The following is a 23,075-nucleotide window of genomic DNA, read 5'->3' on the forward strand; positions in this document are numbered from 1 at the left end:
GAAATTCACAGCCTTACAAACCGTTCCTTCCTCAATACATCAAGCAAACCTAAACCCGCTCAATGCCGCCCAGCTAAAAACTCTTAACATCACTGCCAAACGCTCTAACTAAACTACAAGGACGAAACAGTCTGCCGCTAGCAGCGTCGCCGCCCTCGTTGATCGCCATATAGACCTCACAAAGACGGGAAGTCAACGGATAATTCTGCACTTTTGAAGTTTTTTTGACGTTTCCCTATAAATGTCAGTTTTTCCACTGTTCAAACTGTTATAAACGCCACTCTCACAGTCTTTTATCCAAGCGGATATCATAAACTGGCCTCATTTTTTGAATAATGCCTGTGAAAATTTAAAATGCCCCGCGAATTGAAATGCATAATCCTGACGAGTTGACTTACCGCGCCACGACTGACAAAACTCAAGAGCCCGTTTTCGGGACTTCCATAATTAAGGGAAGACACCATATGTCGGAGAGCAGCCTTCTGCTTTCTGAAAAATGATGTTCATGCACATTCTATAAGTGCATCCAGATTTGAAGAAGGACCTGTAAGAGCAGCATGTATAAATTGGGGCCGCACAATCAGGATCCAGGTGATGAGCCCCCGCTCACTATAGGTGGCCGCAGGCGACCGCCTGATAGACGTGAGGTTTCAACGCGCTGGCTCGCAGGAACTTTTCTGACTGGTGTTACATCCTGTATGCTTATTGGAGTCGCGCTGTTTGCAGCCCTTGATGGCCGTGAACAATTGGCAACGCCCCCTGAGATTCTTGCTCGCAATGACATGCCCGGTGTCATTACGGATACAAATGCAACCAAGGGATCACGCCTCGTAAGTACGATTTCCAAACAAAAGACCAATGATCGTCGGCGCTTTGATCTATCTACCATGCAAAAAATTGGCGAACGCGAAGTCATTCGAACACGGCCTTTTGAACTTGTCAGCATGGCACTTGCAGTCGAACATCCGACGAACCGGAAATATCCAGCATTTGACGCATTGTCCGTTTTTTCAGAAGGTTCAGCGCTCCCTCAGTCAACCGATACCGGCCAGATCTATGGAGCCAAGGTGGAGAGTGAGGTCAGTCTGCGGGTGGCTGACTTTCCACTTAACAGCGCAAGCTTTGACGCATCAAACGATCTGACCGTCGATGAAGTTGAAAAAGTCGTCCGTGATACGGGTGCCTTGCTGACCGACGGCGATGTTCAGGTCGCCTCATTGCATTATGTCGATCCGGCCCGGTTTGGAGGATCGGATTCCTCCTTTGCACTCAGCCCTTCTCTCGGCGTTAAAATCACGCAGGAAAATGTCAGTATTGCACAACGTGCCGATGATGAAGAAACGACGGATGGTTTCTCCGAAGAGCTCATCCCTTTCCATCAGACAATGAGCATCGATCAAGCCTTACAGACTGCAGGCTACACAGGCGACGATGCCTCGGATATGGCCGATGCACTTTCAAAGCTGTTAAATTCACCACGTCTGAAAAAGGGAAGCGTATTACGCGTCGGTACAGAGACCCGGAATGGCAGCGATCAGATCGTGCGGTCCAGTGTCTATAATCATACGACACATCTGGTAACCGTCTCACTCAATGATCACAATCAATATGTACCCTCTGATCAGCCTGAAGACACGCCGCTTCTTGCCTCTGCATTCGACGGTGATGCGCCGCCAACAGCGATTCGTGGTAACCTTCCGAGTGTATATGATGGAATCAGCCGTGCAGCTCTCGCCTATGGCATGACAGAAACCATGCGCGAGCAACTGGTAAAAATGCTTGCAAGCGATGTTGATCTTCAAGCACGCCTTTCGCAAAAGGATAAGATTGATGCCTTCTTTTCGCTGCCCGATGACCCGGACAAGCCGGATGGGGATTCGCAGCTTCTTTTTGTTAAGGCAAATTTCAGCGGCATAACGCGCAAGTTCTACCGCTATCAGGCACCCGACGGCAGCGTTGATTATTTCAATGAAGAGGGCAAAAGCGCCAAGCAATTCCTGCTGCGCAATCCTGTGCCCAATGGTGTATTCCGCTCTCCATTCGGCATGCGTCGTCATCCAATTCTTGGCTATAGCCGCATGCATACCGGTGTTGACTGGGCGGCACCCCGTGGAACCCCTATCATTGCATCGGGCAATGGCGTCGTTGAAAAGGCCGGCTGGACCAATGGCTATGGCAATCAGACTTTAATTCGTCATGCCAATGGCTATGTCAGCAGCTATAATCACCAGAACGCAATTGCACGCGGCGTAACCGCCGGTGCCCGGGTTCGTCAGGGGCAGGTTATCGGCTATGTCGGTTCAACGGGCCTTTCGACCGGACCACATTTGCATTACGAACTCATCGTCAATGGTACCAAAGTTGATCCGCTTCGCATTCGCCTTCCGGATAACAAGGCACTCAAAGGCAACGAACTCGAAGCCTTCAAACAGGAACGTGATCGCATCGACACATTGTTGAACACAGACGATGCAGGCACCAAGCTTGCATCCAGCGCATCGACGAAAAGCTAATTCCATTATTCCGTAAATTCAACGCTCACGCCCGGCTTTACAAGCTTGGCCAGCTCTTCCGCATCCCAATTGGTCAAGCGGACACAACCATGGCTTGATGTCTTGCCGATACGTGAAGGATCCGGGGTACCATGTATTCCGTAAGTTGGTTTTGAAAGTGCTATCCACACAGTTCCGACCGGCCCATTTGGCCCCGGAGGAATCGTCAAAACCTTGTCATTGCTGCCCTGCTTGAAATTGATCTTCGGATTATAGGTGTAATTCGGATTGATCGCGATACGCTGCACCTGCACAATACCGGATGGCGATGGTGTGTCCGATGAACCAATTGTTGACGGATAGGCCACAACCAGCTTGCCATTTTCATCATAACCGCGAACCTGCTTGCGCCCTTTATCAGCGATAATGCGTGCAACTTTAGCGCGGACAGGCTTGCCAATATTGGGAACTTTCACAATGGAACCCGGCTGGTTGAAATTCACTCCCGGATTGATCTCCTTGAGATAAGCCTCGTCAATATGAAACTTTTCACCCAGCATTTCCGCCACCGACGTATAGGCCATGGCCGGAAGCTGTGCTTTATGCGCATAATCAACCGGAATCGACGCTACATATTGGCGACCGACATCTTCATTGGTGATCATATATTCTGTAAAAGCCGGACCACCGCTAGCTTGTAACTCGGCTTCAATTGCCGCTTCATCGTTTGGATTAAGAAACTTCCCCGTTATCTCGCTATAAGCAGCCGCAGCCTTGTCCACATTGCTGCCTGAACGACCATCAATCACACCCGGCGAAGCACCGGCACGATCCAACAAAACCTGATAAGCAGCGATCTTCTGTTTTGCACCCTGCCCTTTCGGCATTTCAATAGCTGGCGTCATATCATCAGCATTGGGCAAAGCACGAGGATAGGTTGATGGCGGATGATAGGCCGGATCACGATTGATCCCCGCTGTGGTTGAATCCATATCAGGATAGTCAATTCCTGGCGGCGGGAGTTCAGACCGCTGAACCTGTCCATCCCGATTATAGTCATAAGCCGGCGCGGACGGTGCTTCAGGATAATAATTCGGATCTTCCGGCACATTGCCGAAACCATCATACTGCCCACCACCATTTGCATAACGACCAGAATCGCGCGGGTCTTCAATGTGAAGAACACGTCCACGACGATCGATCGTGACTTGCCGGCCATATTCATCGGTATAAACGCGCACACCGCGATCCTGGACACGATTATGTCCCCAATCGAAAAGCTGCGCCAGTTGCACGGGCTGAGAATCATGCTTCATCGTATCGCGCCCATTCGCAACGGCAGAGCCACCTGCTGCAAGAAGAATTGCAGAGCCAAACAGACCAAAACAAATCATGCGGAAGAGATGCGACATACAAGAAACCCTGAATTACCCTAGTATTAGGGATGCAACCATATGGTTAACAATTAATTACTCAATACAGCAAATGCCATATGAACCCGGCATGAAGATGGTATTGAACATCGACATTTCATAAAAAAACGCCGCAATCAAATGATTGCGGCGCTTGTTTGTGATGACAGAAAAGTCTCAATCCTTTTCATCTTCCTTCACCGGCTCACCTTCACCCATCACACGGATAGGGCGAAAGTTCAGCCGGTCAGAGCCAGGCAGTATCTTGACGATGGAACCATCAAGAATATCCCCCAGCAAAATGCGCTCAGCCAGCGGGTCCTGAACTTCTTTCTGGATAACGCGCTTCAATGGACGCGCACCATAAGCCGGGTCATAACCCTTGTTTGCCAGCCATTCGCGTGCATCATCTTCAAGTTCCAGCGTGATCTTTCGATCATGCAACAGAGCTTGCAACCGCTTCATCTGGATATCGACAATCGAGCCCATATCTTCACGACGCAAACGATGGAACAGGATGATTTCATCAACACGGTTGAGGAATTCCGGCCTGAACGAGGCCCGTACGACACCCATCACCTCTTCACGAACGCTTTCAACATCATCCGTCTCGCCAAGATTGACCAGATATTCAGCGCCAAGATTCGATGTCATGATGATAAGCGTATTGCGGAAATCAACCGTTCGCCCCTGACCATCCGTCAGACGACCATCATCAAGAACCTGCAACAGCACGTTGAAGACATCCGGGTGTGCCTTTTCGATCTCATCGAACAGGATCACCTGATATGGCCTGCGCCGCACAGATTCCGTCAAAACACCACCTTCCTCATAGCCAACATAGCCCGGAGGTGCACCAATCAGCCGGCTCACAGAATGTTTCTCCATGAATTCCGACATATCAATGCGAACCATTGCCGTGTCGTCCTGAAACAGGAACGAAGCCAGCGCCTTGGTCAGCTCGGTCTTACCCACACCTGTTGGCCCAAGGAAAATGAACGAGCCGATTGGCCGGTTCGGATCCTGAAGTCCGGCGCGTGCACGACGAACAGCTTTGGAAACGGCCTGAACCGCTTCGCCCTGGCCGACGACCCGTTTGCCGATTTCGTCTTCCATGCGCAAAAGCTTTTCGCGCTCCCCTTCCAGCATCCTCTCAACGGGGATTCCGGTCCAGCGCGAAACAATCTGGCCGACATGTTCAGGCGTTACGGTTTCCTCAAGAAGCGAGCCTTTATTCTCATGACTTTCCGCTTCAACAAGCTGCTTTTCAAGCTGTGGAATTGTACCATAGGCCAGTTCACCAGCCTTCTGGAACTCCCCACTGCGCTGGGCAATTGCCAAAGCATTGCGCGCTTCTTCAAGCTGGCGCTTCAAGTCAGCTGCAAGTCCCAGTTTCTGCTTTTCAGCCTGCCACTTCGCTGTCAATTCCGCCGATTCTTCTTCCAGATCAGACAGTTCTTTTTCAAGACGCTGCAAACGATCAATCGAAGCCGCATCGGTTTCGACTTTCAAAGCTTCACGCTCGATCTTAAGCTGCATTGCACGGCGATCGATCTCGTCGAGTTCTTCCGGCTTTGAATCGACCTGCATGCGCAGACGCGATGCGGCTTCATCAACAAGGTCAATGGCCTTGTCTGGCAGAAAACGGTCCGTGATATAACGGTTTGAAAGTGTTGCAGCCGCGACAAGTGCCGAATCAGAAACGCGGACCTTGTGATGCTGCTCATATTTTTCCTTCAAACCGCGAAGGATCGAAATCGTGTCTTCAACAGTTGGCTCATCGACAAATACCGGCTGGAAACGACGCGCAAGCGCTGCATCCTTCTCGACATATTTGCGATATTCCTCAAGCGTGGTTGCGCCAACACAGTGCAACTCACCACGCGCAAGCGCAGGCTTGAGCAAGTTTGAAGCATCCATCGCGCCATCAGACTTGCCTGCACCGACAAGCGTATGCATTTCATCGATGAACAGGATAATCTGACCGGCAGCGGCTTGCGTTTCTGAAAGCACAGCCTTCAGACGTTCTTCAAACTCACCGCGATATTTCGCACCGGCAATCAGCGCCCCCATATCAAGCGCCATCAACTGCTTGTCTTTAAGCGATTCCGGCACATCACCATTGACGATACGAAGCGCCAGACCTTCGGCAATAGCCGTCTTGCCAACGCCAGGCTCGCCAATCAGCACCGGATTGTTCTTGGTACGGCGCGAGAGAACCTGAATCGTCCGGCGAATTTCTTCGTCACGTCCAATAACCGGATCAAGCTTGCCCGCACGCGCGTCTTCCGTCAGATCACGCGCATATTTTTTCAGCGCATCATAATTGCTTTCAGCAGAGGCGGAATCGGCAGTGCGGCCTTTACGCATATCATTGATAACCTTGTTAAGCGCAGTCGGCGTAACACCGGCAGCAGCCAGAATTTCAGACGTTTTTGCAGATTTTTCGATAGCAAGAGCTGTCAGCAAACGCTCAACCGTGACAAAGCTGTCACCGGCCTTGCTTGCCAGTTCTTCGGCAAGCGTAAAAACCTTTGCCAGCGGCTGCGCCAGATATAATTGATCATTGCCACCGCTTACTTTTGGTAATTTTTCGAGCGCTGCCTGCAAGCCAAGACGCACATCTGCGATTCGCCCACCGGCACGCTCGACAAGCGATGCCACAAGCCCCTCGTCATCATCGACGAGCACTTTTAAAAGATGCTCCGGGGTAAACTGCTGATTGCCGGAAGAAAGGGCAAAAGTCTGGGCCGACTGAATAAAGCCACGGACCCGTTCAGTGTATTTCTCGATATTCATATTGTCTCCTTTTCCCTCCGACCCATTCTGGCATCGGAAGATATTGGGTGACGGAGCCCCCGTTTTCGGCTGGCTCACTATCCAAGGAGAAATATGGGAAGATCAGGAAGCTTCGGCAAGAGCAGACAAGCCATTAATATGCAAATAAAATGGCGCAGTTTTCCGCGCCATTTTTAAATATCAAAAATATTGTCACTTCAGCAATTATGCATCCGAATCGGCTGTTTCAGGAACTTCATCCTTGGGAACACGACGCGGACGTCCCGGACGACGGGTGACGCGAACTGGCGCTTCTTCTTTAGCCGGAGCTTCAGCTGCAGCTTCAACAACCGGAGCTGGCTTTTCAACAACAGCTTCTGCTTCTGCTGCAACCTTGGCAGGCTTTTCAGCACGCACTGTTTTGCGAACCGCCGGAGTTTCGGTAATGGTCGTTTCGGTAATGGTCGTTTCAGCAACGGGCGTTTCAACGTCAGGCTTCTCAATAACGGGTGCCTGAACCTGAACCGGCGCCTGAACCGGCTGTTCGTCAGCAGTTGCCGAAGCAATGGCTGCCTCTACAACTGGCTGTTCAGATGTTTCATCTGCATTGAAGCGTTCGCGCTGCGGGCGGCGACCGCGTCCAAGACGGCGCTGATCACGACCGTCGCGGGCATCACGGCCATCACGACCTTCACGACCTTCACGTGGCTGCGAACGATTATCCGGGCGATTGTCGGAACGATTGTCCAAACGGCTTTCATTGCCATCTTCGCCATAAACAACTTCAGCAGGCGTACCTTCGATAACAGGCTGCGGTCCCGAACCATTAACTGGCTGATGCACAGGAACAGCTGGCGCAAGACCGCTTTCATCCTCATCACCACCATCATTGTCAAAGTTTTCTTCGCGCTGATAAGGAATATTCTGCGCTGCCATGGCAGCCATGATGATGCGGTTGTAATGCTCTGCGTGCTGAAGATAATTTTCAGCCATAACACGATCACCGGACGCCTGCGCATCACGCGCCAATGTCGTATATTTTTCTGCAATATGTTGCGCATTGCCACGGATCTTAACATCCGGGCCATTGCTTTCATAATTACGCGACAGAGGATTGGGGCCCTTGCGGTTGTTATTGTTATTGTTATTATTGTTATTGCCCCGTCCGCGCATGCGCCTGTTCTGCTGTGCTGGCCTCATCGTCTTCTCTTTTCAGATTAAAGGGCGTCAAATTCCCGTAGCTTAAAGCCACCGGCTTCGCATTATCGAGCCATGGAGGAAGCACACCCTAAAACTTCCCACATATCGAATAGTTAAGAGCTTCGCATTGCCCATAAAGGACAAGACGAATTGTTCGGCTTGGTATTTTGCAAGACTCTCCGAAAAGAAAACCCTTCGGAACTATTTTTGAAAGTCGTGCACTTCCGTACAAACCATCCCCTGAGAAAAACCCTCACGGGAGCATGACCTGATCGTCATGGAGCATTTCCGCCACCGCCCTCAAGCGGGCAAAACCATTCTGGCTGTATACGGTGGCTGGAAACTAAACGGCTTCGCCGCAAATTCCAAGCGCTTTTTTGACCTCATCGAGCGTTTTTTAACACCCACCCATCAAACATCCACAAAATCTGCAAAATCGGCAATATCTGCAAAATTGGAATGTCTGAAAACCATAGCCCTTCTATGACCACCAAGATCACACGCTGAATTGATCAAATGGCAGTCAGCGCGTTCAAAAATAGCTTTCACGTCGTTAAACTGACCTGCGCCAATTTCCACGGCAATTATGCCATTCTGATATAGATATGCGCAGGCTTCGCTTGCAAGGGCACGATAAAAATCAAGCCCGTCATCGCCACCATCCAGTGCTGCCAGCGGATCATGCTCACGCACTTCACGCGACAAATCATCAATATCCTTACTCGGAATATAAGGCGGGTTTGAGACAATAAGATGAAACTTGCCGCTCACATTTGCAAACCAGTCGCTTTTCAGTGCAGCAAACTGCCTGCTCACCCCATTGGCGGCAGCATTGATCCGCGCCATGGCAAGCGCACCATCGGCAACATCAAGTCCTATACCATTGAGCTTCTCAAACTGGTGCAGAAGAGCAATCACGATAGCACCGGTGCCTGTGCCCATATCGAGCATCAGCGCCCGACCATGCTGTTCAATGATCTTTTCTACATAAGGCGAGACCAGTTCCACCAATACTTCCGTATCAGGACGAGGCTCCAATGTTTGTGGTGAAAGACGAAATGGCAGACCAAAAAACTCGCGCACACCGATTATTCGATGCACCGGCTCGCCAGCAATACGGCGCTCAAGCCCCTCATTTAACAGCGCAATCTGCTCCTGATCAATAAGCTTTTCCGGCCATGAAACCAGATCAAGCAGCTGCGCACCGGTGGCCCATTCAACAAGCAGCTGCGCATCAAGATCAGGCGTGTCTATGGCCGCTTCGCGCAACCGCAAACGGCTGGACATCATCAGCTTGTCAAGTCGTTCGGCGCTCACGCGTTTTCGCCCAGTTCCATCAGCAATGCAGTCTGATGATCAGAAATCAGCGCATCAACCAGCTCGTCAAGTTCTCCCATCATCACACGATCGAGCTTGTAAAGCGTCAGGTTGATACGATGATCGGTCACGCGCCCCTGTGGAAAATTATAAGTGCGGATACGTTCAGAACGATCCCCGGACCCCACCTGACTGCGACGGGACTCTGATCGTTCGCTGTCGGCTTTCTGGCGTTCCATATCATAAAGACGGGCACGCAGAATCTGCATGGCACGGGCACGGTTCTGATGCTGGGATTTTTCTGCCTGCACCACCATGATGCCGGTTGGAATATGTGTGATACGCACGGCAGAATCAGTCGTGTTGACGTGCTGGCCACCGGCGCCGGAAGCCCGCATCGTATCGATACGAATATCTTCATTACGAACTTCAACATCAATCTCTTCGGCTTCGGGCAGAACGGCGACTGTTGCGGCAGAAGTATGGATACGTCCCCCGGCTTCCGTTTCCGGCACACGCTGCACGCGATGCACACCTGATTCGAACTTCAGTTTGGAGAATACCCCCTTGCCCGAAACAGTAGCGATAATTTCCTTATAGCCCCCCGCATCGCCTTCACTGGCAGAGACCAGTTCAACACGCCAGCCTTTTTCAGAAGCAAAGCGTTCATACATGCGAAAAAGATCGCCAGCAAAAAGCGCCGCTTCCAGACCGCCCGTACCTGCACGGATTTCCAAAATGGCATTTTTCTCATCCGCCGCATCTTTCGGCAGAAGCAGAATCTGCACTTCCTGTTCCAGCACTTCGATACGCTTTTCAACTTCGGGCATTTCTTCCAGCGCCAGTGCACGCATTTCAGCATCAGTCGAAACATCATCGCGCATTGCAACCAGATCACGCAGTTCATGACACGCATCAGTCAGTTCACGGATTTTGCCAACAACTTCCTGAAGCTCGGAATATTCGGAAGCCAGCTTCACATAGGTTTCAGAATCGGGATTGTTGGCCATCTGGCTTTCAATCATCGAAAACCGCTTGAGAAGCTGGTCCATCCGGTCCTGTGGCAATGCGATCATTGGTATGTCCTGAAATCTTTATACGTTACGCGAAAAGGCAAAATCAGGCACAGCACAGACAGCACCATCCCCAATGATGTAGAAGAATTTTCTACGCTATAATGGAATATCGTTGTCTTCTGCAAATTGAAGCAGCAATTCACGCAGCGAATGCGCACCATTTGGCGTATCGAGCTTCTCGTTCAGCAATGCATTGAGCTTGCCCACATCAAGCGCACCAAGCATCGCCTTGACCGGTCCGATATTGGCCGCTGACATGGAAATCGAACGGAATCCAAGGCCAAGCAATACCATAGCGGTCAGCGGACGCCCGGCCATTTCACCGCACAATGTGACCCGTTTCCCATGACGATTTCCGGCATCGACAATATGGCGCAATGTACGCAGGAAGGCAGGCGACAACTGGTCAAAACGGTTGGAAATCATCGAATTACCGCGATCAACAGCCATCAGAAACTGGAACAGATCGTTGGAGCCGACTGAAACGAAATCGACAATCGCCATCAATTCGTCAAGCTGCCACAAAAGTGCCGGTACCTCGACCATCGCACCAAGCTTGAGATTAAGCGGCAGCGTATGGGCAAAGCGCGAGAGATGACGCACTTCGCGGTCGATGATCTCGCGTGCCGCCTTCACTTCAGAGACTTCTGTCACCATGGGCAGCATGATTTTCAGCTCGCGCCCGCCAGCAGCTTTCAAAAGTGCCCGCAACTGGGTGCGCATCAAACCGGGACGATCGAGCGTCAGACGGATAGCACGCCAGCCAAGCGCCGGGTTTTCCTCCTGGGCAGTCGCACGGAAATAAGGAAGAACCTTGTCCCCCCCAATATCCAGCGTGCGAAAAGTCACAGGCTTATCACCGGCAGCTTCCATCACTGATCGATAAAGCCGCTCCTGTTGTTCAGCACGCGGGAAGGTCGATGCCACCATAAACTGAAGCTCGGTGCGAAACAGACCAATCCCCGCAGCCCCCGAAGCTGCCAGTTGCGGCAAGTCTACCTGCAGGCCTGCATTCATCAAGAGCGAAATATCGATGCCATCTTTTGTCACGGCAGGCTTGTCACGCGATTCGCGATAAAGCGCCTGACGACGGGCACGGAAACGAACTTTCTCCGCATAGGCCCCTTCAACATCTGCCTGCGGACGCAAATGCACAATGCCTTCATCGCCATCGACAATAGCTGCATCATTGTTTTCCGCCATCGAAACAGCGCCCTTGGCCTGCCCGACCACGGGAATACCCATTGCCCGCGCAACAATCACCACGTGACTGGTGGCAGCACCATCTTCCAGCACAACACCGCGCAAACGCTCGCGCGGATAATCCAGAAGCTCGGCAGCGCCCATAGTGCGTGCCACAATAATCGCATCCTTGGCCAGCGATTCGGCCATGGTTTTGATATCGCGCCCCATCAGTTGCCGCAGCAGTCGATTGGCCAGATCGTCAAAATCAGACAGACGTTCACGCATATAGGGATCAGTCAGATGCACCATACGCGCACGCGTATCGCTCTGCACCTTTTCGACCGCCGCTTCCGCAGTCAAACCATTGTGAATAGCCTCTTCCAGACGGCGCACCCAGCCGCGATCATGCGCAAACATGCGGTAGGCTTCAAGCACTTCACGATGTTCACCTTCAACGGCGACATCGCGGCGCGAAAGCATGTCATCAATGGAAATCCGCAACGAACCAAGCGCCGTTTCCAACCGGGTCAGCTCGGCCTGACTGTCTTCGTTAAACAGATTAGTCACAACAATGCGCGGCTCATGCAGCACGACATGACCAAGGCCGATCCCGTCATTAAGCGCATTGCCAGTCACACTCATCGGACGACCAAGATCCAGCTCAATGCCGGGACGAGCAAAACGAAGCCCGTCTCCGCTGGCAATAATTTCAGCAAGAACCATTGCTGTCGTCTCAAGTGCTTCAACCTCGTCTTCGCGATAGGCTCGTTTGGTCTGATTCTGAACCACAAGAACGCCCAAAGTGCGGCCAGCACGAAGAACAGGAACACCGAGGAATGAATTATAAGCCTCTTCGCCGGTTTCCGGCAGATAGGCAAAGGCCGGATGACTCTGCGCATCGGTCAGGTTCAGCGGACGTGCACTGGCAGCAATCGTGCCAACAAGCCCCTGCCCCAGACGCAGCTGTGCCAGATGAACAGATTGCGGATTAAGACCCTCAGTCGCATAAAGCTCAAGCACGCCATCAGCACGAAGAATATAGAAGGAGCAAACTTCCGCGACCATATTTTGCGCGATTTCACGGACGATCCGGTCAAGGCGTTCTTGCGGCTCCAACGGTTCCGCCATCAATTCGCGCAACCGCTTCAGCAGCACGCGGGGACCAGTTGTCAGATCACGCATGATCGTCGGAGTCTCCTCATGGTTTGGGCAGAGCTTGTCGCAAAGCCTGTTCCCATTACCTGCCCGCGAAGCGTTACGCCACATCCTTTTTGAGCATTTTTGATACCCACGTCTAGTCTATTCCTCAGAAAATCTGACAACTTGTTAAAAAGCTTATGCCGCCCTCTATTTCTAGGGAGCGGCATAGGTTCATAACAAATTATGCGTAGATCTGCTGACAGATTATTTATCGAGACCGTAAACACCATGCAATGTGCGCACTGCAAGTTCGGCATAAGGCCCGTCAATCAGGATCGAAATCTTGATCTCGGATGTGGTGATTGCACGAATATTGATGCCCTTTTCCGCCAGCGCCTTGAAGGCGGTTGCTGCAACACCTGCATGGCTGCGCATGCCAATACCGATCACGGATATCTTGGCAAGGCCGGTTTCCGACTGGATATGATCAGACCCGATTTCGGCTTTCACCTTGTCGAGCACCCGCAGCGCCTTATCGATATCACCTGTCGGGATCGTAAATGTCATATCGGTTTTGGTACCGTCTTCCGAGACATTTTGCACAATCATATCGACATTGATGTGCTCTTCGGCCAGAGGACCGAAAATCGCAGCCGAAATACCGGGCCGGTCGGCCACGCGCCGCAGCGAAATCTGGGCTTCATCCTTCGCATAAGCAATACCAGTGACGACCTGCTGTTCCACGATTTCATCCTCGTCGCAAATGAGTGTTCCGGGCGGGTTGATCGGATCATCCATGCCCGGTGCATTGGGATCCGTAAAGCTTGAACGCACAAAGGTGCGAACCTTATGTACCATGGCAAGCTCGACCGAGCGCACCTGCAAAACCTTGGCGCCGAGCGAAGCCATTTCCAGCATTTCTTCAAATGTAATGCGTGACAGACGCTTTGCCTTGGGTTCAATGCGCGGATCGGTCGTATAAACACCGTCAACATCCGTATAGATGTCACAACGATCCGCTTTTACGCCGGCTGCAATGGCAACCGCAGACGTATCCGAACCACCACGGCCCAGCGTTGCAATTCTGTTATCGGGACCAATCCCCTGGAAACCGGCAACAACCGCCACCTGCCCCATTTCCATGCGGCGGATAATTTCCGAACCGTCGATTTCCTCAATACGGGCCGCCCCATGCGTATTGTCCGTCTTGATCGGAATCTGCCAGCCCTGCCATGAACGCGCATCAACACCGATGGATTGCAATGCAATCGCCAGAAGGCCGCTTGTCACCTGTTCACCCGAGGCAACAATCGCATCATATTCGCGTGCATCATAAAAAGGTGAGGTACCACCGGCAACCTTGGGCATATTCTGCACCCAGCTCACCAGTTCATTGGTCTTGCCCGACATGGCAGAGACAACAACCGCAACCTGATTGCCGGCATCGACTTCACGTTTGACGTGGCGCGCCACATTGGAGATGCGTTCCAGATCGGCCACAGAAGTGCCGCCGAATTTCATCACGATGCGCGCCATTTAAGGATACGTCCCGTCTTTTACAAAATTTCACTAATGCCTGCCGAAACATTATTTTCTTGCGACAGACAAACCCGGGGTCACATAGCTAAAATGTCGCGCTTCTGCAAGAGCATGATTCGCGTGAAACAATAATCAGCGCACAGGGTAGAGGATTTTGATTTGATCCTTGACATTAAAGCGCTACCTTGAGAGCAGGATTGCACGCCGCTTGCGCAGGAGAATGACATGACCGAAACTGCCCGCACCACCATTGATGCTTCCGAAATAGAGCATTTTTCGCGCATCGCTGCCCAATGGTGGGATCCACAGGGCAAGTTCCGTCCGTTGCACAAGTTCAACCCGACACGCCTTGCCTATATCAAGGAAAAGGTCTGCGAAAAATTCAATCGCGACCCGAACAGCCCCCGTCCATTTGAAAGCCTGCGTTTTCTCGATATTGGCTGCGGCGGCGGCCTGTTATGCGAACCCATGTCACGGCTTGGTGCAACAGTGATTGGCGCAGACGCATCCGAAACCAATATTGAAGTTGCAAAAATCCACGCCGCGCAAAGCGGTGTCGAAGTGGATTATCGTGCAACCACTGCCGAAGCTCTGGCTGAAGCCGGTGAAAAATTTGATGTCGTGCTCAATATGGAAGTGGTCGAACATGTTTCCGATGTCGATCTTTTCATGTCTGCGACCAGCGAAATGGTAAAACCGGGCGGCCTGATGTTTGTCGCCACCATCAACCGCACCCTGAAAGCCTATGGTCTTGCAATCATTGGGGCGGAATATGTACTGCGCTGGCTGCCACGCGGCACCCATCAATATGAAAAGCTGGTGCGCCCGGAAGAGCTGGAAGCAGCCTTTTCAAAAGCAGGCCTCACCCTTATCGACAAGCTTGGCGTGACCTACAATCCCCTGGCTGACAGCTGGAGCCGCTCTCGCGATACCGATGTCAATTACATGGTTCTCGCAGAGCGCCCCGCCTGATCGAAAAACAATCAAAAATCCCTGAATGTCAGTTTTTATCTTCAGGAAAGACTGGCAACGGCATCAGATCAATACCATCTTCGATGAGAGAATGAACATCTTCCTTTGAAGCCTCGCCGTAAATGCCGCGTGCTTCAGTCTCACCGAAATGTATCTTACGGGCCTCTTCGGCAAACTGATCACCGACATAATCCGCATTCTCACGAATTTTTCGGCTCAGTTCGCGCATTTGCTCAAGCACCTGCTTCTGCGCCTGATCCATGGCAATGGCGACCTGCTCTTTCGAACGGCTGGTAGAGACAGCAGGCGCCATTAATGACTTCTGGATTTCCTGCGAATCACAGACAGGGCAAGCAACAAGTTTATGTTCCGCCTGCCGATCAAAATCGGCATTGTCGCGAAACCAGCCTTCGAATTCATGGCCGTGATCGCAATGAAGCGAAAAGCGGATCATGGATTAAACGTCCTTTTTCTCTTGCACGAGCTTCACAGAAAAATCGCGTGCATTCTTGAGGTTAGGCACCTTGGCGCGAACAGCCACGCTTTCACTCACATCAATATCGGCAATGATGATACCCGGCTCATCATGGGCCGCTTCTGCCAATATCTTGCCCCATGGCGAAACAATCAGCGAATGACCATAAGTCTCGCGACCATCCTCATGCACACCACCCTGTGCCGCCGAAATCAGGAATGCACCATTTTCAATCGCACGCGCACGCTGCAAGACATGCCAGTGGGCTTCGCCTGTCTGACGGGTGAAAGCGGCTGGTCCAGTGATTACATTGGCTCCTGCCAGCGCCTGTGCCCGGAACAATTGCGGGAAACGAATATCATAGCAAACCGCCATACCAACCTTGGCAAAAGGCAATTCAGCGATCACCGTTTCCCTGCCCGGCTCATAGGTTGCCGATTCGCGCCAGCTTTCGCCATTGTCGAGATCGACATCAAACATATGCACCTTGTCATAGATCGCAATCTTCTCACCCGATGGCGCAAAAATACCGCCACGATTGGCAATCTTGCCATCGCCGACTGCAATCGCCGTCGAACCTATATGCAAATAAATACCATGCTTCTTTGCAAGGACAGATGCCGCCCTGAAGACCAGATCTTCATTTTCATCACGCAGGCTTGCAAAAAGCGCTGCACGATCACGCACCAATGCGCCTGTCATCTCGGGGGTCTGCACATAATGAGCACCCTTTGCCGCAGCATCAGCAACAAACTGTTCCAGCGCCTCAACATTGCGAGCCACATCAGTACCCGAGCGCATTTGGACGGCAGCAGCGCGAAAAGTGCTCATAAACGTCTTCCCCATGAAAATCTTAGTTCAACTCACCCGTCGCAAGCAGACCGTCAAGCTTGCCGGCATTGTCAAGCGCAACGAGATCATCGCAGCCGCCGACATGAATGGAGCCGACAAAAATCTGCGGGAAAGTATTACGGCCGGAACGCTCTTGCATTTCTGCACGCAATTCAGGTGTTGCACCTGCATTGATTTCATTGAACTCAACGCCCTTGCTCTTGAGCAGGGCCACTGCCCGCGAGCAATAAGGGCAACCGGGACGGGTGTAAATGGTAATATCAGTCATGTAAAACTCCATTCGTTGTCCACTATATAAGTGGCAAAACAACAATCTGGAAGCCCCTCACCTATTCACAAAACCATTTTCAGCTATCAGGGAGAACCCGGCTGAAGGTCAGGACATCAACACTTTTTGCACCACCACGCAACAGTGCACAAGTCACGGCCTTTACCGTTGATCCTGTCGTATAAACATCGTCAATCAGCAGCACACGCCGTCCGCGCACATGAATTTCCTGCTCTTTGGGTACACGAAAGGCGCCATCGACATTGCGTTTGCGCTCTTTGAGACCAAGCCCGATTTGCTGGTCAGTACGGCGAATACGCTTAAGCGCCTGTGGCTCGAAAGCCTTGCCGCTTATTTGCGCAAGCCTGCGTGCCAGTTCTGCCGACTGGTTAAACCGACGCGACCAGAAACGCCACTTATGCAGAGGTACCGGCACAATAACCTCGCATTCATCAAGCAATTCACTCCCGCTGCGCTGCATCCAGCGTGCCATCCACGGCGCCAGATCCGTGCGATCATGAAATTTGAGCGCAACCGCCATGCGCTGTGCCGCCCCCCGATGCAACACGGCAGAGCGCAATCGTCGAAAAGGTGGCGGATCTGCAATCGCTTCCGCGCTCATGAAATTTTCACCAAAGTCATGGCCAAAATCATAATTAAACGGAATGCCAAGAACCGGGCAATAAGGCTTTTCGATAAAGCGCAATTGCGACCAGCATTGTGGGCATAATGTTCCGGGTTCTGAAACCTGAATGCGGCAACCAATGCAGCTCGCTGGATACAAAATATCAGATGAATAGCGCAAGCCCATGCGCATGGCACCAAACACCTGCGCTTTAAACCTGAACAACAGGCTTTGATGCGACCTCTGGTCATCAACCATTGCATTCGCCCCCGTTCGAATGCATTTACACTTCTATCCATATTACTGACACCTGTCCAAAAGAGAAGATGCAATCGCAATGGCCGCTGCTTCACCTGCTCAATCATCTGAAAATGCGATTTTTGATCGTGACCTTCAGCTGATGTTTCGCCGCCGTGCATTCAAACGCGCAATGTCAGGCGCAGACTTCATTTTGCAAAGAGCCGCAGAAGACCTTGAAGACAGACTGGAAGCCATTACCCGCCATTTTCCTCTCGCCATTGATCTCGCAGGGCATAATGGTGTTGCAGCAAAGGCAATCGCGCGTTCTGGCAAGGCGGATATGATTGTGCGCATTGAACGTGATGGAGCATTTCTCAATGGTCCCTTTCCGGCAATCGTGGCCGATGATGAGGCGCTGCCGCTCAAACCGCAAAGTGCTGATCTGATCGTTTCACTTCTGGCATTACATTCAACCAATGATACGCCAGGCGCCATGATACAGATTGCCCGCGCCTTGAAACCTGATGGCCTGTTTCTGGCAGCATTGAGTGGCAATGGAACTCTGGGCGAGCTGCGGGAAAGCCTTTTGCAGGCTGAAATCGAACTGACAGGAGGCGCCAGCCCACGCATCTTTCCCTTTGCCGATGTTCGTGATGTCGGCGGCCTGTTGCAACGCGCAGGTTTTGCACTTCCCGTAACAGATGTTGATAATGTGACGGTGCGTTATGACAGTATTTTCAACTTAATGGCCGATCTGCGCGCTATGGGAATGCAGAATGTCTTGCACGACCGGTCCCGCAAGCCGGTTTCAAAAAAGCTTTTTTTACGAGCCGCAGAAATCTATGCAGAGCGCTTCAGTGACCCGGATGGACGTATCCGCGCCACCTTCTCGACAATCTGGGTATCTGGCTGGGCACCGCACGAATCACAACAAAAACCACTGAAGCCCGGCTCTGCCAAAGCTTCATTGGCTGATGCACTGAAGAATGTGGAGTAAAGTGTTTTAAGCAAAATTGTGAAGACACAAGAAGACTTGGCAATCACCAAACCCTAGGGTCAGGACCCATTAATTTGATGAGAATGGCATCTGAAATGACAAGATATGCAAGGAGAGACGTGAGGACCGGGGTGTTCCCCCCGGTTGAGCGGCTCGACGCAGCAGATCGTCACGTCATTTCGATGTCCGAAGGATGTGGCCCATCCGCCCGGTCTACTTCGTCGGAAAGTCTTGAAAATGAACCACATTTCCTTCGCCTTTCCTTATCAAATCCGAACGGATGGCCTCACACCATTCCCGTCAAATTAATGGGTCCTGACCCTAACAATCACCTGTGCGCACACCATCTACTTCAATGACACAAATGGGCCTGACGGGTGCCTTGCGCTCTTTATGTGCACTGCGCTTGATCGATCCGGTCATCGTGCGGTCAATGCCGGCTGGCAGAACAGATTGTGCCGCAAGCCTGTTTGCCTGATCATTTAAAATCGGCACGATAATCAGTGCAAGGGCAACAGCAGCAGACCCAAAAAGCAGCACAACACGCAGAATACCACGCCCTGCTTTCGAGAATGGACCCGGTGTATATTCGTTATGATCTGCACTGAAATAATTATTATCAAAGCTCATGAGGCCAACTCCGGGATACTTGTCCTCAGAATGCCGCAGTGGAGTGAATCATCGATTAACACAAAAGGTTAACGATCAGGGATTTGGGTACAATTTTGTATGTTTCCACAATTCACAGCAGATCAATCAAAAACGGGATCAGCGGCTCGTCAGCAGGCGGCATAGGATAATCACGCATATCCTTCGGGCGCACCCATTTTAATGCCTGCCCTTCCAGCCCCTGCGCCACACCTTCAAAGCGGCGACAGACATAAAGCGGCATGAGCAAATGAAAATTATCATAGCTGTAACTGGCAAAAGTTAACGGAGCCAGACAGTCGACCTTAGTCGTCACGCCAATCTCTTCCTGCAATTCGCGGATCAGCGTTTCCTCAGGTGTCTCACCGCTCTCAACCTTGCCACCGGGAAACTCCCATAGGCCCGCAAGCGCCTTGCCTTCAGGGCGTTGTGCCAACAGCACACGCCCATCAGCATCAACCAGCGCACAGGCAGCAACCAAAATAATAGGGCGGGATTTCATGTCAGTCATTTCTCATTACTTTCCCGATAGGCATAGCGATAGGCTTCCTGAAAACCAAAATGCTTGTAAAGCGCCAGCCCGGCAACATTGTCAGCCTCGATCTGAAGCCAGGCTGTTTTTGCACCCAGCGCTTTCGCCCATTTCAATGTCGAGCCGATTATGGAGCGCCCATGCCCTTTGCCACGTGCATCGGGCAATGTGCCCACATCAAAAAGACCGGCCATAACGCCATCCTGCACGCAAAGTACATTGGAAACTGCGCGTCCGTTTTCTTCGAGGAGAAACATCCCCTTATTGGGACGAATACCATCCAGCAGTTCCGAAAAACCGGGACGAAGTTCTGGCGGACGATCATGAATGACCAAGGATGCTTCAACAAACCGGCCAATATCTTCCAGCGATACCTGCTCGCGCTCGCCCGACAGATCAAGCGCGTCAAGACTGGCAGTCATGACAATGGTTTCATCCTCACGCTTCCAGCCAAGCCCTTCGAGATAATCTTCAAGTTCAACGGGCGCCAATGGCGAAAGCCTGAAACATGGCACACGGCCATAGGCGCGAAAACGCTGTGAAACCTGCTCGATACGCGCCGGAATATCGCGCGTATCACCCGGATCAAGTGGGTTTACGGAATTCAGACGCTTGGAAGGATGCGCCGCCGTCATGCGTATCGCCCACGTTCCGCTGTAATGCACGGATGTGGCAGGCCATGCGCGAAAACCGACGGCTTCCAGCTGGCGCACGATAGCAAGATTTGACATATTCACACTCTCTCAAAATTCTGCCGCATGTGAGTTTCGGTGGAGTTGTGCGCCGAAAATAGTGATCTTCGAGAACCGGAGCGCAGAAGATCGATATTTGCAGGCCACAAGAATCCGAAACAACTCAGCTTCTGTAATCGCCGTTAATCGCCACATATTCCTTGGTCAGATCGCAAGTCCAGACAGTTGCCTTGCCCTTGCCTATGCCCAGATCAACATGGATCACAATATCTTCGCCCTTCATATAGGCCGAAGTCTCCTCTTCCGAATAAGCCGGATCACGTTCGCCCTGATATGCAACGCGAATATCGCCAAACCAGATAGCCAGCAAATCACGCTCAGCCGGTTCACCCGCTTTGCCCACCGCCATGACAACACGGCCCCAGTTTGCATCTTCGCCAGCAACAGCAGTTTTAACCAGTGGAGAATTGGCAATTGAAAATGCAATTTTTTTAGCGGAAGCAGCAGATTTTGCACCTGTCACCTGCACTTCAACCATCTTGCGCGCCCCTTCACCGTCACGCACGACCTGAAGCGCAAGCGATTTGAGAACACGGCCCAGCGCCTTCTTGAATTCGCCAAGGCGTTTATCGGAAACCTCTGTAATTTCAGGAGCACCGCGCTCTGCGGCCGATCCCGTTGCAAACAACATCAGCGTGTCAGATGTCGATGTATCACTATCAACGCTCACAGCATTAAAAGTCGAACCAACACCTTTGGAAAGCAGGCTTTGCAACACATCAGCCCTGATCGGCGCATCGGTGACGACGAAAGAAAGCATGGTCGCCATATCCGGCGCAATCATGCCTGCACCTTTCGCAATACCATTGATCGTCACCGGAACCTGACCAAGCAGCACCGTTTCGGTCGCCACTTTCGGATAGGTATCGGTGGTCATGATCGCTTCGGCCGCTTCCGTCCAGCAATCGCCGCTGGCAGAGAGTGCCATATCATCGAGAAGCCCGGAAAACCTGGATGCATCAAGCGGCTCGCCAATCACTCCGGTAGAGGCAAGAAACACGTCAGTCGTCTTGCAACCTATGGCCTTTGCCGCAGCTTTGGCCGTTGCTTCTGTAGCTTCGCGCCCCTTGGCGCCGGTAAAGGCATTGGCATTGCCCGAATTGACCACGACAGCACGCGCTTTACCATGCACAAGATTCTGCCGGCACAAATCCACCGGTGCAGAAGGGCACAGCGAACGGGTGAAAACCCCAGCCGCTTCAGCAGGCTTGTCGAACACCATCAGCATAACATCGGTGCGGCCTTTATACTTGATACCGGCGGCAGCGGTTGCAATGCGCACGCCATGAATAACCGGCATGGATGGATAATGTTTTGGAGCAAGCGGAGATATGGACGCAGACATGATTGCCTCTGAGGAGATGCGATTTGATTCTGCAGCATTGGAAAGGTTTGCTGCATAAAATCAAGCTATAAGTAAAATCCGGACAAAAAAACGCCCCGGAAATCCGGGGCGTTTTTTAAATTGAAAATCTACTGTTGCGGCTGTGCTGCGGCTGGTGCATCGCCATTTTCAGCCGCTTCTTGCGCAGCAGCTGCTTCCTTCATCGCCTTATCGACGGCAGGATCCTTATAGTCGATCTTGAGCCCATCGCGCAGCTTCTTGACTGCCTCGACATAACGCTCACGCATGATGATCGAGCGAATCTGATCAGAGACCTGATCAAATGCCGGCGGCTGCTTGGTGCGGCGATCTTCCAGCTGGATGACATGGAAACCAAACTGTGTCTGAACCGGTTCCTTGGTATATTCACCCGGCTTCAGCGCAAAAGCGGCCTTTTCAAACTCAGGAACCATCTGACCTTCGCCAAAATAACCAAGATCACCACCATTGGCAGCAGTGCCATCGGTCGAGCTTTCCTTGGCAAGATCTTCAAACTTGGCGCCGCCTTCAAGCTTCTTGATAATGGCTTGCGCTTCTTCCTTGGTCTTCACAAGAATATGACGCGCACGCACTTCCGTCTGTGGAGGAATGGCTGCAATTTCCTTGTCATAACGCGCACGGACATCAGCATCGGAAATCTTGTCGACAACCTGATCCTTGAAATATTCATTATGCAGAGCGCGTTCACGCAAAAATTCCATACGGCTCTTGAAATCGTCGGTCTGATCGAGCTTTTCTTTGGTTGCAGCACCGGCCATTGCCTTGATATCAATGAGCGCGGCAAGAGCGGCCAGACGGCGCTGTTCGGCAGGAAGGCGTGCAAATTGCGGATCAAGGTCGCCTGCGGCCTGATCGACTTCACCAACCGTAATATCCTTGCCGTCAACAGTCGCAAGAACCTTCGCCGGATCTTCGGACGCAGCGGCTGATGCGGCTGCTTCAGCAGGCTTGGCTGCATCCTGCGCAAAGACAGCCGAACTGCTGAAACCAGCAAGCGCAACCGAAGTTGCAAGAATGGCAAATGCCTTGCGATAAGGGGCTTTGAGAATGGCTTTCATATGGGATTCTCTCCTTCGAGACCGCCTACCGGCCCCATGAATGCGGCAGAATTTGGCCCGGACCCACTATTGTCCATTAGAAAAGACAACAGTTCCGACCTTTTGTACAGCGTTGACATCGCTTCAAGCCCCT

19 protein-coding genes are annotated in these 23,075 nt (G+C 51.9%); 3 read left to right on the plus strand and 16 right to left on the minus strand.

The window, feature by feature from the left end; genetic code table 11:
• Nucleotides 1-557: 557 nt before the first annotated feature.
• Nucleotides 558-2,513, plus strand: coding sequence for a M23 family metallopeptidase (locus tag FHY56_RS12030; RefSeq protein ID WP_140905435.1), 1,956 nt, complete (start codon nucleotides 558-560; stop codon nucleotides 2,511-2,513).
• Between the two features lie 5 nt (nucleotides 2,514-2,518).
• Here FHY56_RS12030 and FHY56_RS12035 read toward each other — a convergent pair whose 3' ends face one another.
• The 7 genes from FHY56_RS12035 to FHY56_RS12070 all read right to left on the minus strand — a co-directional run bounded on the left by FHY56_RS12035 (nucleotide 2,519) and on the right by FHY56_RS12070 (nucleotide 14,136).
• Entirely contained in the window at nucleotides 2,519-3,904 is a 1,386-nt protein-coding gene (locus FHY56_RS12035; protein WP_407920997.1) for a L,D-transpeptidase, read from the minus strand.
• A gap of 177 nt (nucleotides 3,905-4,081) precedes the next feature.
• Complete coding sequence (clpB, locus tag FHY56_RS12040; RefSeq protein ID WP_140905436.1) at nucleotides 4,082-6,703, minus strand: ATP-dependent chaperone ClpB; 2,622 nt, start codon at nucleotides 6,701-6,703, stop codon at nucleotides 4,082-4,084.
• A gap of 204 nt (nucleotides 6,704-6,907) precedes the next feature.
• A complete protein-coding gene (locus FHY56_RS12045; protein WP_140905437.1) occupies nucleotides 6,908-7,882 on the minus strand; it encodes a DUF4167 domain-containing protein in 975 nt (324 codons plus the stop codon).
• 411 nt (nucleotides 7,883-8,293) lie between these two features.
• The gene (gene prmC / locus FHY56_RS12055) at nucleotides 8,294-9,172 is read right to left on the minus strand and encodes a peptide chain release factor N(5)-glutamine methyltransferase (protein ID WP_140905594.1); all 879 of its coding nucleotides are present in this window, start codon (nucleotides 9,170-9,172) and stop codon (nucleotides 8,294-8,296) included.
• 23 nt (nucleotides 9,173-9,195) lie between these two features.
• Nucleotides 9,196-10,275, minus strand: a complete 1,080-nt coding sequence (gene prfA / locus FHY56_RS12060; RefSeq protein WP_140905439.1) for a peptide chain release factor 1 — start codon at nucleotides 10,273-10,275, stop codon at nucleotides 9,196-9,198.
• Nucleotides 10,276-10,371: 96 nt separating this feature from the next.
• Nucleotides 10,372-12,642 carry a phosphoenolpyruvate--protein phosphotransferase gene (ptsP, locus tag FHY56_RS12065; RefSeq protein WP_140905441.1) on the minus strand — a complete coding sequence of 757 codons (2,271 nt, stop codon included), beginning with the start codon at nucleotides 12,640-12,642 and terminating at the stop codon, nucleotides 10,372-10,374.
• A gap of 222 nt (nucleotides 12,643-12,864) precedes the next feature.
• The gene (locus FHY56_RS12070; RefSeq protein ID WP_140905442.1) at nucleotides 12,865-14,136 is read right to left on the minus strand and encodes an aspartate kinase; all 1,272 of its coding nucleotides are present in this window, start codon (nucleotides 14,134-14,136) and stop codon (nucleotides 12,865-12,867) included.
• Between the two features lie 228 nt (nucleotides 14,137-14,364).
• Here FHY56_RS12070 and ubiG point away from each other — a divergent pair, with 228 nt between their 5' ends.
• A complete protein-coding gene (gene ubiG, locus FHY56_RS12075; protein ID WP_140905444.1) occupies nucleotides 14,365-15,111 on the plus strand; it encodes a bifunctional 2-polyprenyl-6-hydroxyphenol methylase/3-demethylubiquinol 3-O-methyltransferase UbiG in 747 nt (248 codons plus the stop codon).
• A gap of 28 nt (nucleotides 15,112-15,139) precedes the next feature.
• Here the strand turns inward: ubiG and FHY56_RS12080 are convergent, their stop codons facing one another.
• From FHY56_RS12080 to FHY56_RS12095, 4 genes are all read right to left on the minus strand, one after another.
• The gene (locus FHY56_RS12080) at nucleotides 15,140-15,565 is read right to left on the minus strand and encodes a DUF1178 family protein (RefSeq protein WP_140905446.1); all 426 of its coding nucleotides are present in this window, start codon (nucleotides 15,563-15,565) and stop codon (nucleotides 15,140-15,142) included.
• 3 nt (nucleotides 15,566-15,568) lie between these two features.
• Nucleotides 15,569-16,417 (minus strand): carbon-nitrogen hydrolase family protein, encoded by an 849-nt coding sequence (locus FHY56_RS12085; RefSeq protein ID WP_140905448.1) that lies wholly within the window; start codon nucleotides 16,415-16,417, stop codon nucleotides 15,569-15,571.
• Nucleotides 16,418-16,439: 22 nt separating this feature from the next.
• Entirely contained in the window at nucleotides 16,440-16,706 is a 267-nt protein-coding gene (grxC, locus tag FHY56_RS12090; protein WP_140905450.1) for a glutaredoxin 3, read from the minus strand.
• A gap of 79 nt (nucleotides 16,707-16,785) precedes the next feature.
• Nucleotides 16,786-17,589 carry a ComF family protein gene (locus FHY56_RS12095; protein WP_140905451.1) on the minus strand — a complete coding sequence of 268 codons (804 nt, stop codon included), beginning with the start codon at nucleotides 17,587-17,589 and terminating at the stop codon, nucleotides 16,786-16,788.
• 79 nt (nucleotides 17,590-17,668) lie between these two features.
• On the opposite strand from FHY56_RS12095, the gene FHY56_RS12100 reads away from it, so the two are divergent.
• Entirely contained in the window at nucleotides 17,669-18,568 is a 900-nt protein-coding gene (locus FHY56_RS12100) for a methyltransferase domain-containing protein (RefSeq protein WP_140905453.1), read from the plus strand.
• A 321-nt stretch (nucleotides 18,569-18,889) separates the two neighbouring features.
• Here FHY56_RS12100 and FHY56_RS12105 read toward each other — a convergent pair whose 3' ends face one another.
• From FHY56_RS12105 to FHY56_RS12125, 5 genes are all read right to left on the minus strand, one after another.
• Entirely contained in the window at nucleotides 18,890-19,198 is a 309-nt protein-coding gene (locus FHY56_RS12105) for a hypothetical protein (RefSeq protein ID WP_140905455.1), read from the minus strand.
• A 112-nt stretch (nucleotides 19,199-19,310) separates the two neighbouring features.
• Nucleotides 19,311-19,727 (minus strand): (deoxy)nucleoside triphosphate pyrophosphohydrolase, encoded by a 417-nt coding sequence (locus FHY56_RS12110; protein WP_168927605.1) that lies wholly within the window; start codon nucleotides 19,725-19,727, stop codon nucleotides 19,311-19,313.
• Nucleotides 19,724-20,479 (minus strand): GNAT family N-acetyltransferase, encoded by a 756-nt coding sequence (locus FHY56_RS12115; protein ID WP_140905458.1) that lies wholly within the window; start codon nucleotides 20,477-20,479, stop codon nucleotides 19,724-19,726. The genes FHY56_RS12110 and FHY56_RS12115 overlap by 4 nt, the downstream gene beginning before the upstream one ends.
• A gap of 124 nt (nucleotides 20,480-20,603) precedes the next feature.
• Nucleotides 20,604-21,845, minus strand: coding sequence for a bifunctional glutamate N-acetyltransferase/amino-acid acetyltransferase ArgJ (gene argJ / locus FHY56_RS12120; RefSeq protein WP_140905459.1), 1,242 nt, complete (start codon nucleotides 21,843-21,845; stop codon nucleotides 20,604-20,606).
• A gap of 128 nt (nucleotides 21,846-21,973) precedes the next feature.
• Complete coding sequence (locus tag FHY56_RS12125; protein ID WP_140905461.1) at nucleotides 21,974-22,942, minus strand: peptidylprolyl isomerase; 969 nt, start codon at nucleotides 22,940-22,942, stop codon at nucleotides 21,974-21,976.
• Nucleotides 22,943-23,075: the final 133 nt, after the last annotated feature.

The organism is Brucella gallinifaecis, from assembly GCF_006476605.1.
GTDB lineage: Bacteria > Pseudomonadota > Alphaproteobacteria > Rhizobiales > Rhizobiaceae > Brucella > Brucella gallinifaecis.

Coding starts and splice junctions, on each gene's coding strand:
- FHY56_RS12030 (WP_140905435.1), top strand. CDS start 558: ATGTATAAATTGGGGCCGCACAATCAGGATCCAGGTGATGAGCCCCCG.
- FHY56_RS12035 (WP_407920997.1), bottom strand. CDS start 3,904: ATGTCGCATCTCTTCCGCATGATTTGTTTTGGTCTGTTTGGCTCTGCA.
- clpB (WP_140905436.1), bottom strand. CDS start 6,703: ATGAATATCGAGAAATACACTGAACGGGTCCGTGGCTTTATTCAGTCG.
- FHY56_RS12045 (WP_140905437.1), bottom strand. CDS start 7,882: ATGAGGCCAGCACAGCAGAACAGGCGCATGCGCGGACGGGGCAATAAC.
- prmC (WP_140905594.1), bottom strand. CDS start 9,172: ATGATGTCCAGCCGTTTGCGGTTGCGCGAAGCGGCCATAGACACGCCT.
- prfA (WP_140905439.1), bottom strand. CDS start 10,275: ATGATCGCATTGCCACAGGACCGGATGGACCAGCTTCTCAAGCGGTTT.
- ptsP (WP_140905441.1), bottom strand. CDS start 12,642: ATGCGTGATCTGACAACTGGTCCCCGCGTGCTGCTGAAGCGGTTGCGC.
- FHY56_RS12070 (WP_140905442.1), bottom strand. CDS start 14,136: ATGGCGCGCATCGTGATGAAATTCGGCGGCACTTCTGTGGCCGATCTG.
- ubiG (WP_140905444.1), top strand. CDS start 14,365: ATGACCGAAACTGCCCGCACCACCATTGATGCTTCCGAAATAGAGCAT.
- FHY56_RS12080 (WP_140905446.1), bottom strand. CDS start 15,565: ATGATCCGCTTTTCGCTTCATTGCGATCACGGCCATGAATTCGAAGGC.
- FHY56_RS12085 (WP_140905448.1), bottom strand. CDS start 16,417: ATGAGCACTTTTCGCGCTGCTGCCGTCCAAATGCGCTCGGGTACTGAT.
- grxC (WP_140905450.1), bottom strand. CDS start 16,706: ATGACTGATATTACCATTTACACCCGTCCCGGTTGCCCTTATTGCTCG.
- FHY56_RS12095 (WP_140905451.1), bottom strand. CDS start 17,589: ATGGTTGATGACCAGAGGTCGCATCAAAGCCTGTTGTTCAGGTTTAAA.
- FHY56_RS12100 (WP_140905453.1), top strand. CDS start 17,669: ATGGCCGCTGCTTCACCTGCTCAATCATCTGAAAATGCGATTTTTGAT.
- FHY56_RS12105 (WP_140905455.1), bottom strand. CDS start 19,198: ATGAGCTTTGATAATAATTATTTCAGTGCAGATCATAACGAATATACA.
- FHY56_RS12110 (WP_168927605.1), bottom strand. CDS start 19,727: ATGACTGACATGAAATCCCGCCCTATTATTTTGGTTGCTGCCTGTGCG.
- FHY56_RS12115 (WP_140905458.1), bottom strand. CDS start 20,479: ATGTCAAATCTTGCTATCGTGCGCCAGCTGGAAGCCGTCGGTTTTCGC.
- argJ (WP_140905459.1), bottom strand. CDS start 21,845: ATGTCTGCGTCCATATCTCCGCTTGCTCCAAAACATTATCCATCCATG.
- FHY56_RS12125 (WP_140905461.1), bottom strand. CDS start 22,942: ATGAAAGCCATTCTCAAAGCCCCTTATCGCAAGGCATTTGCCATTCTT.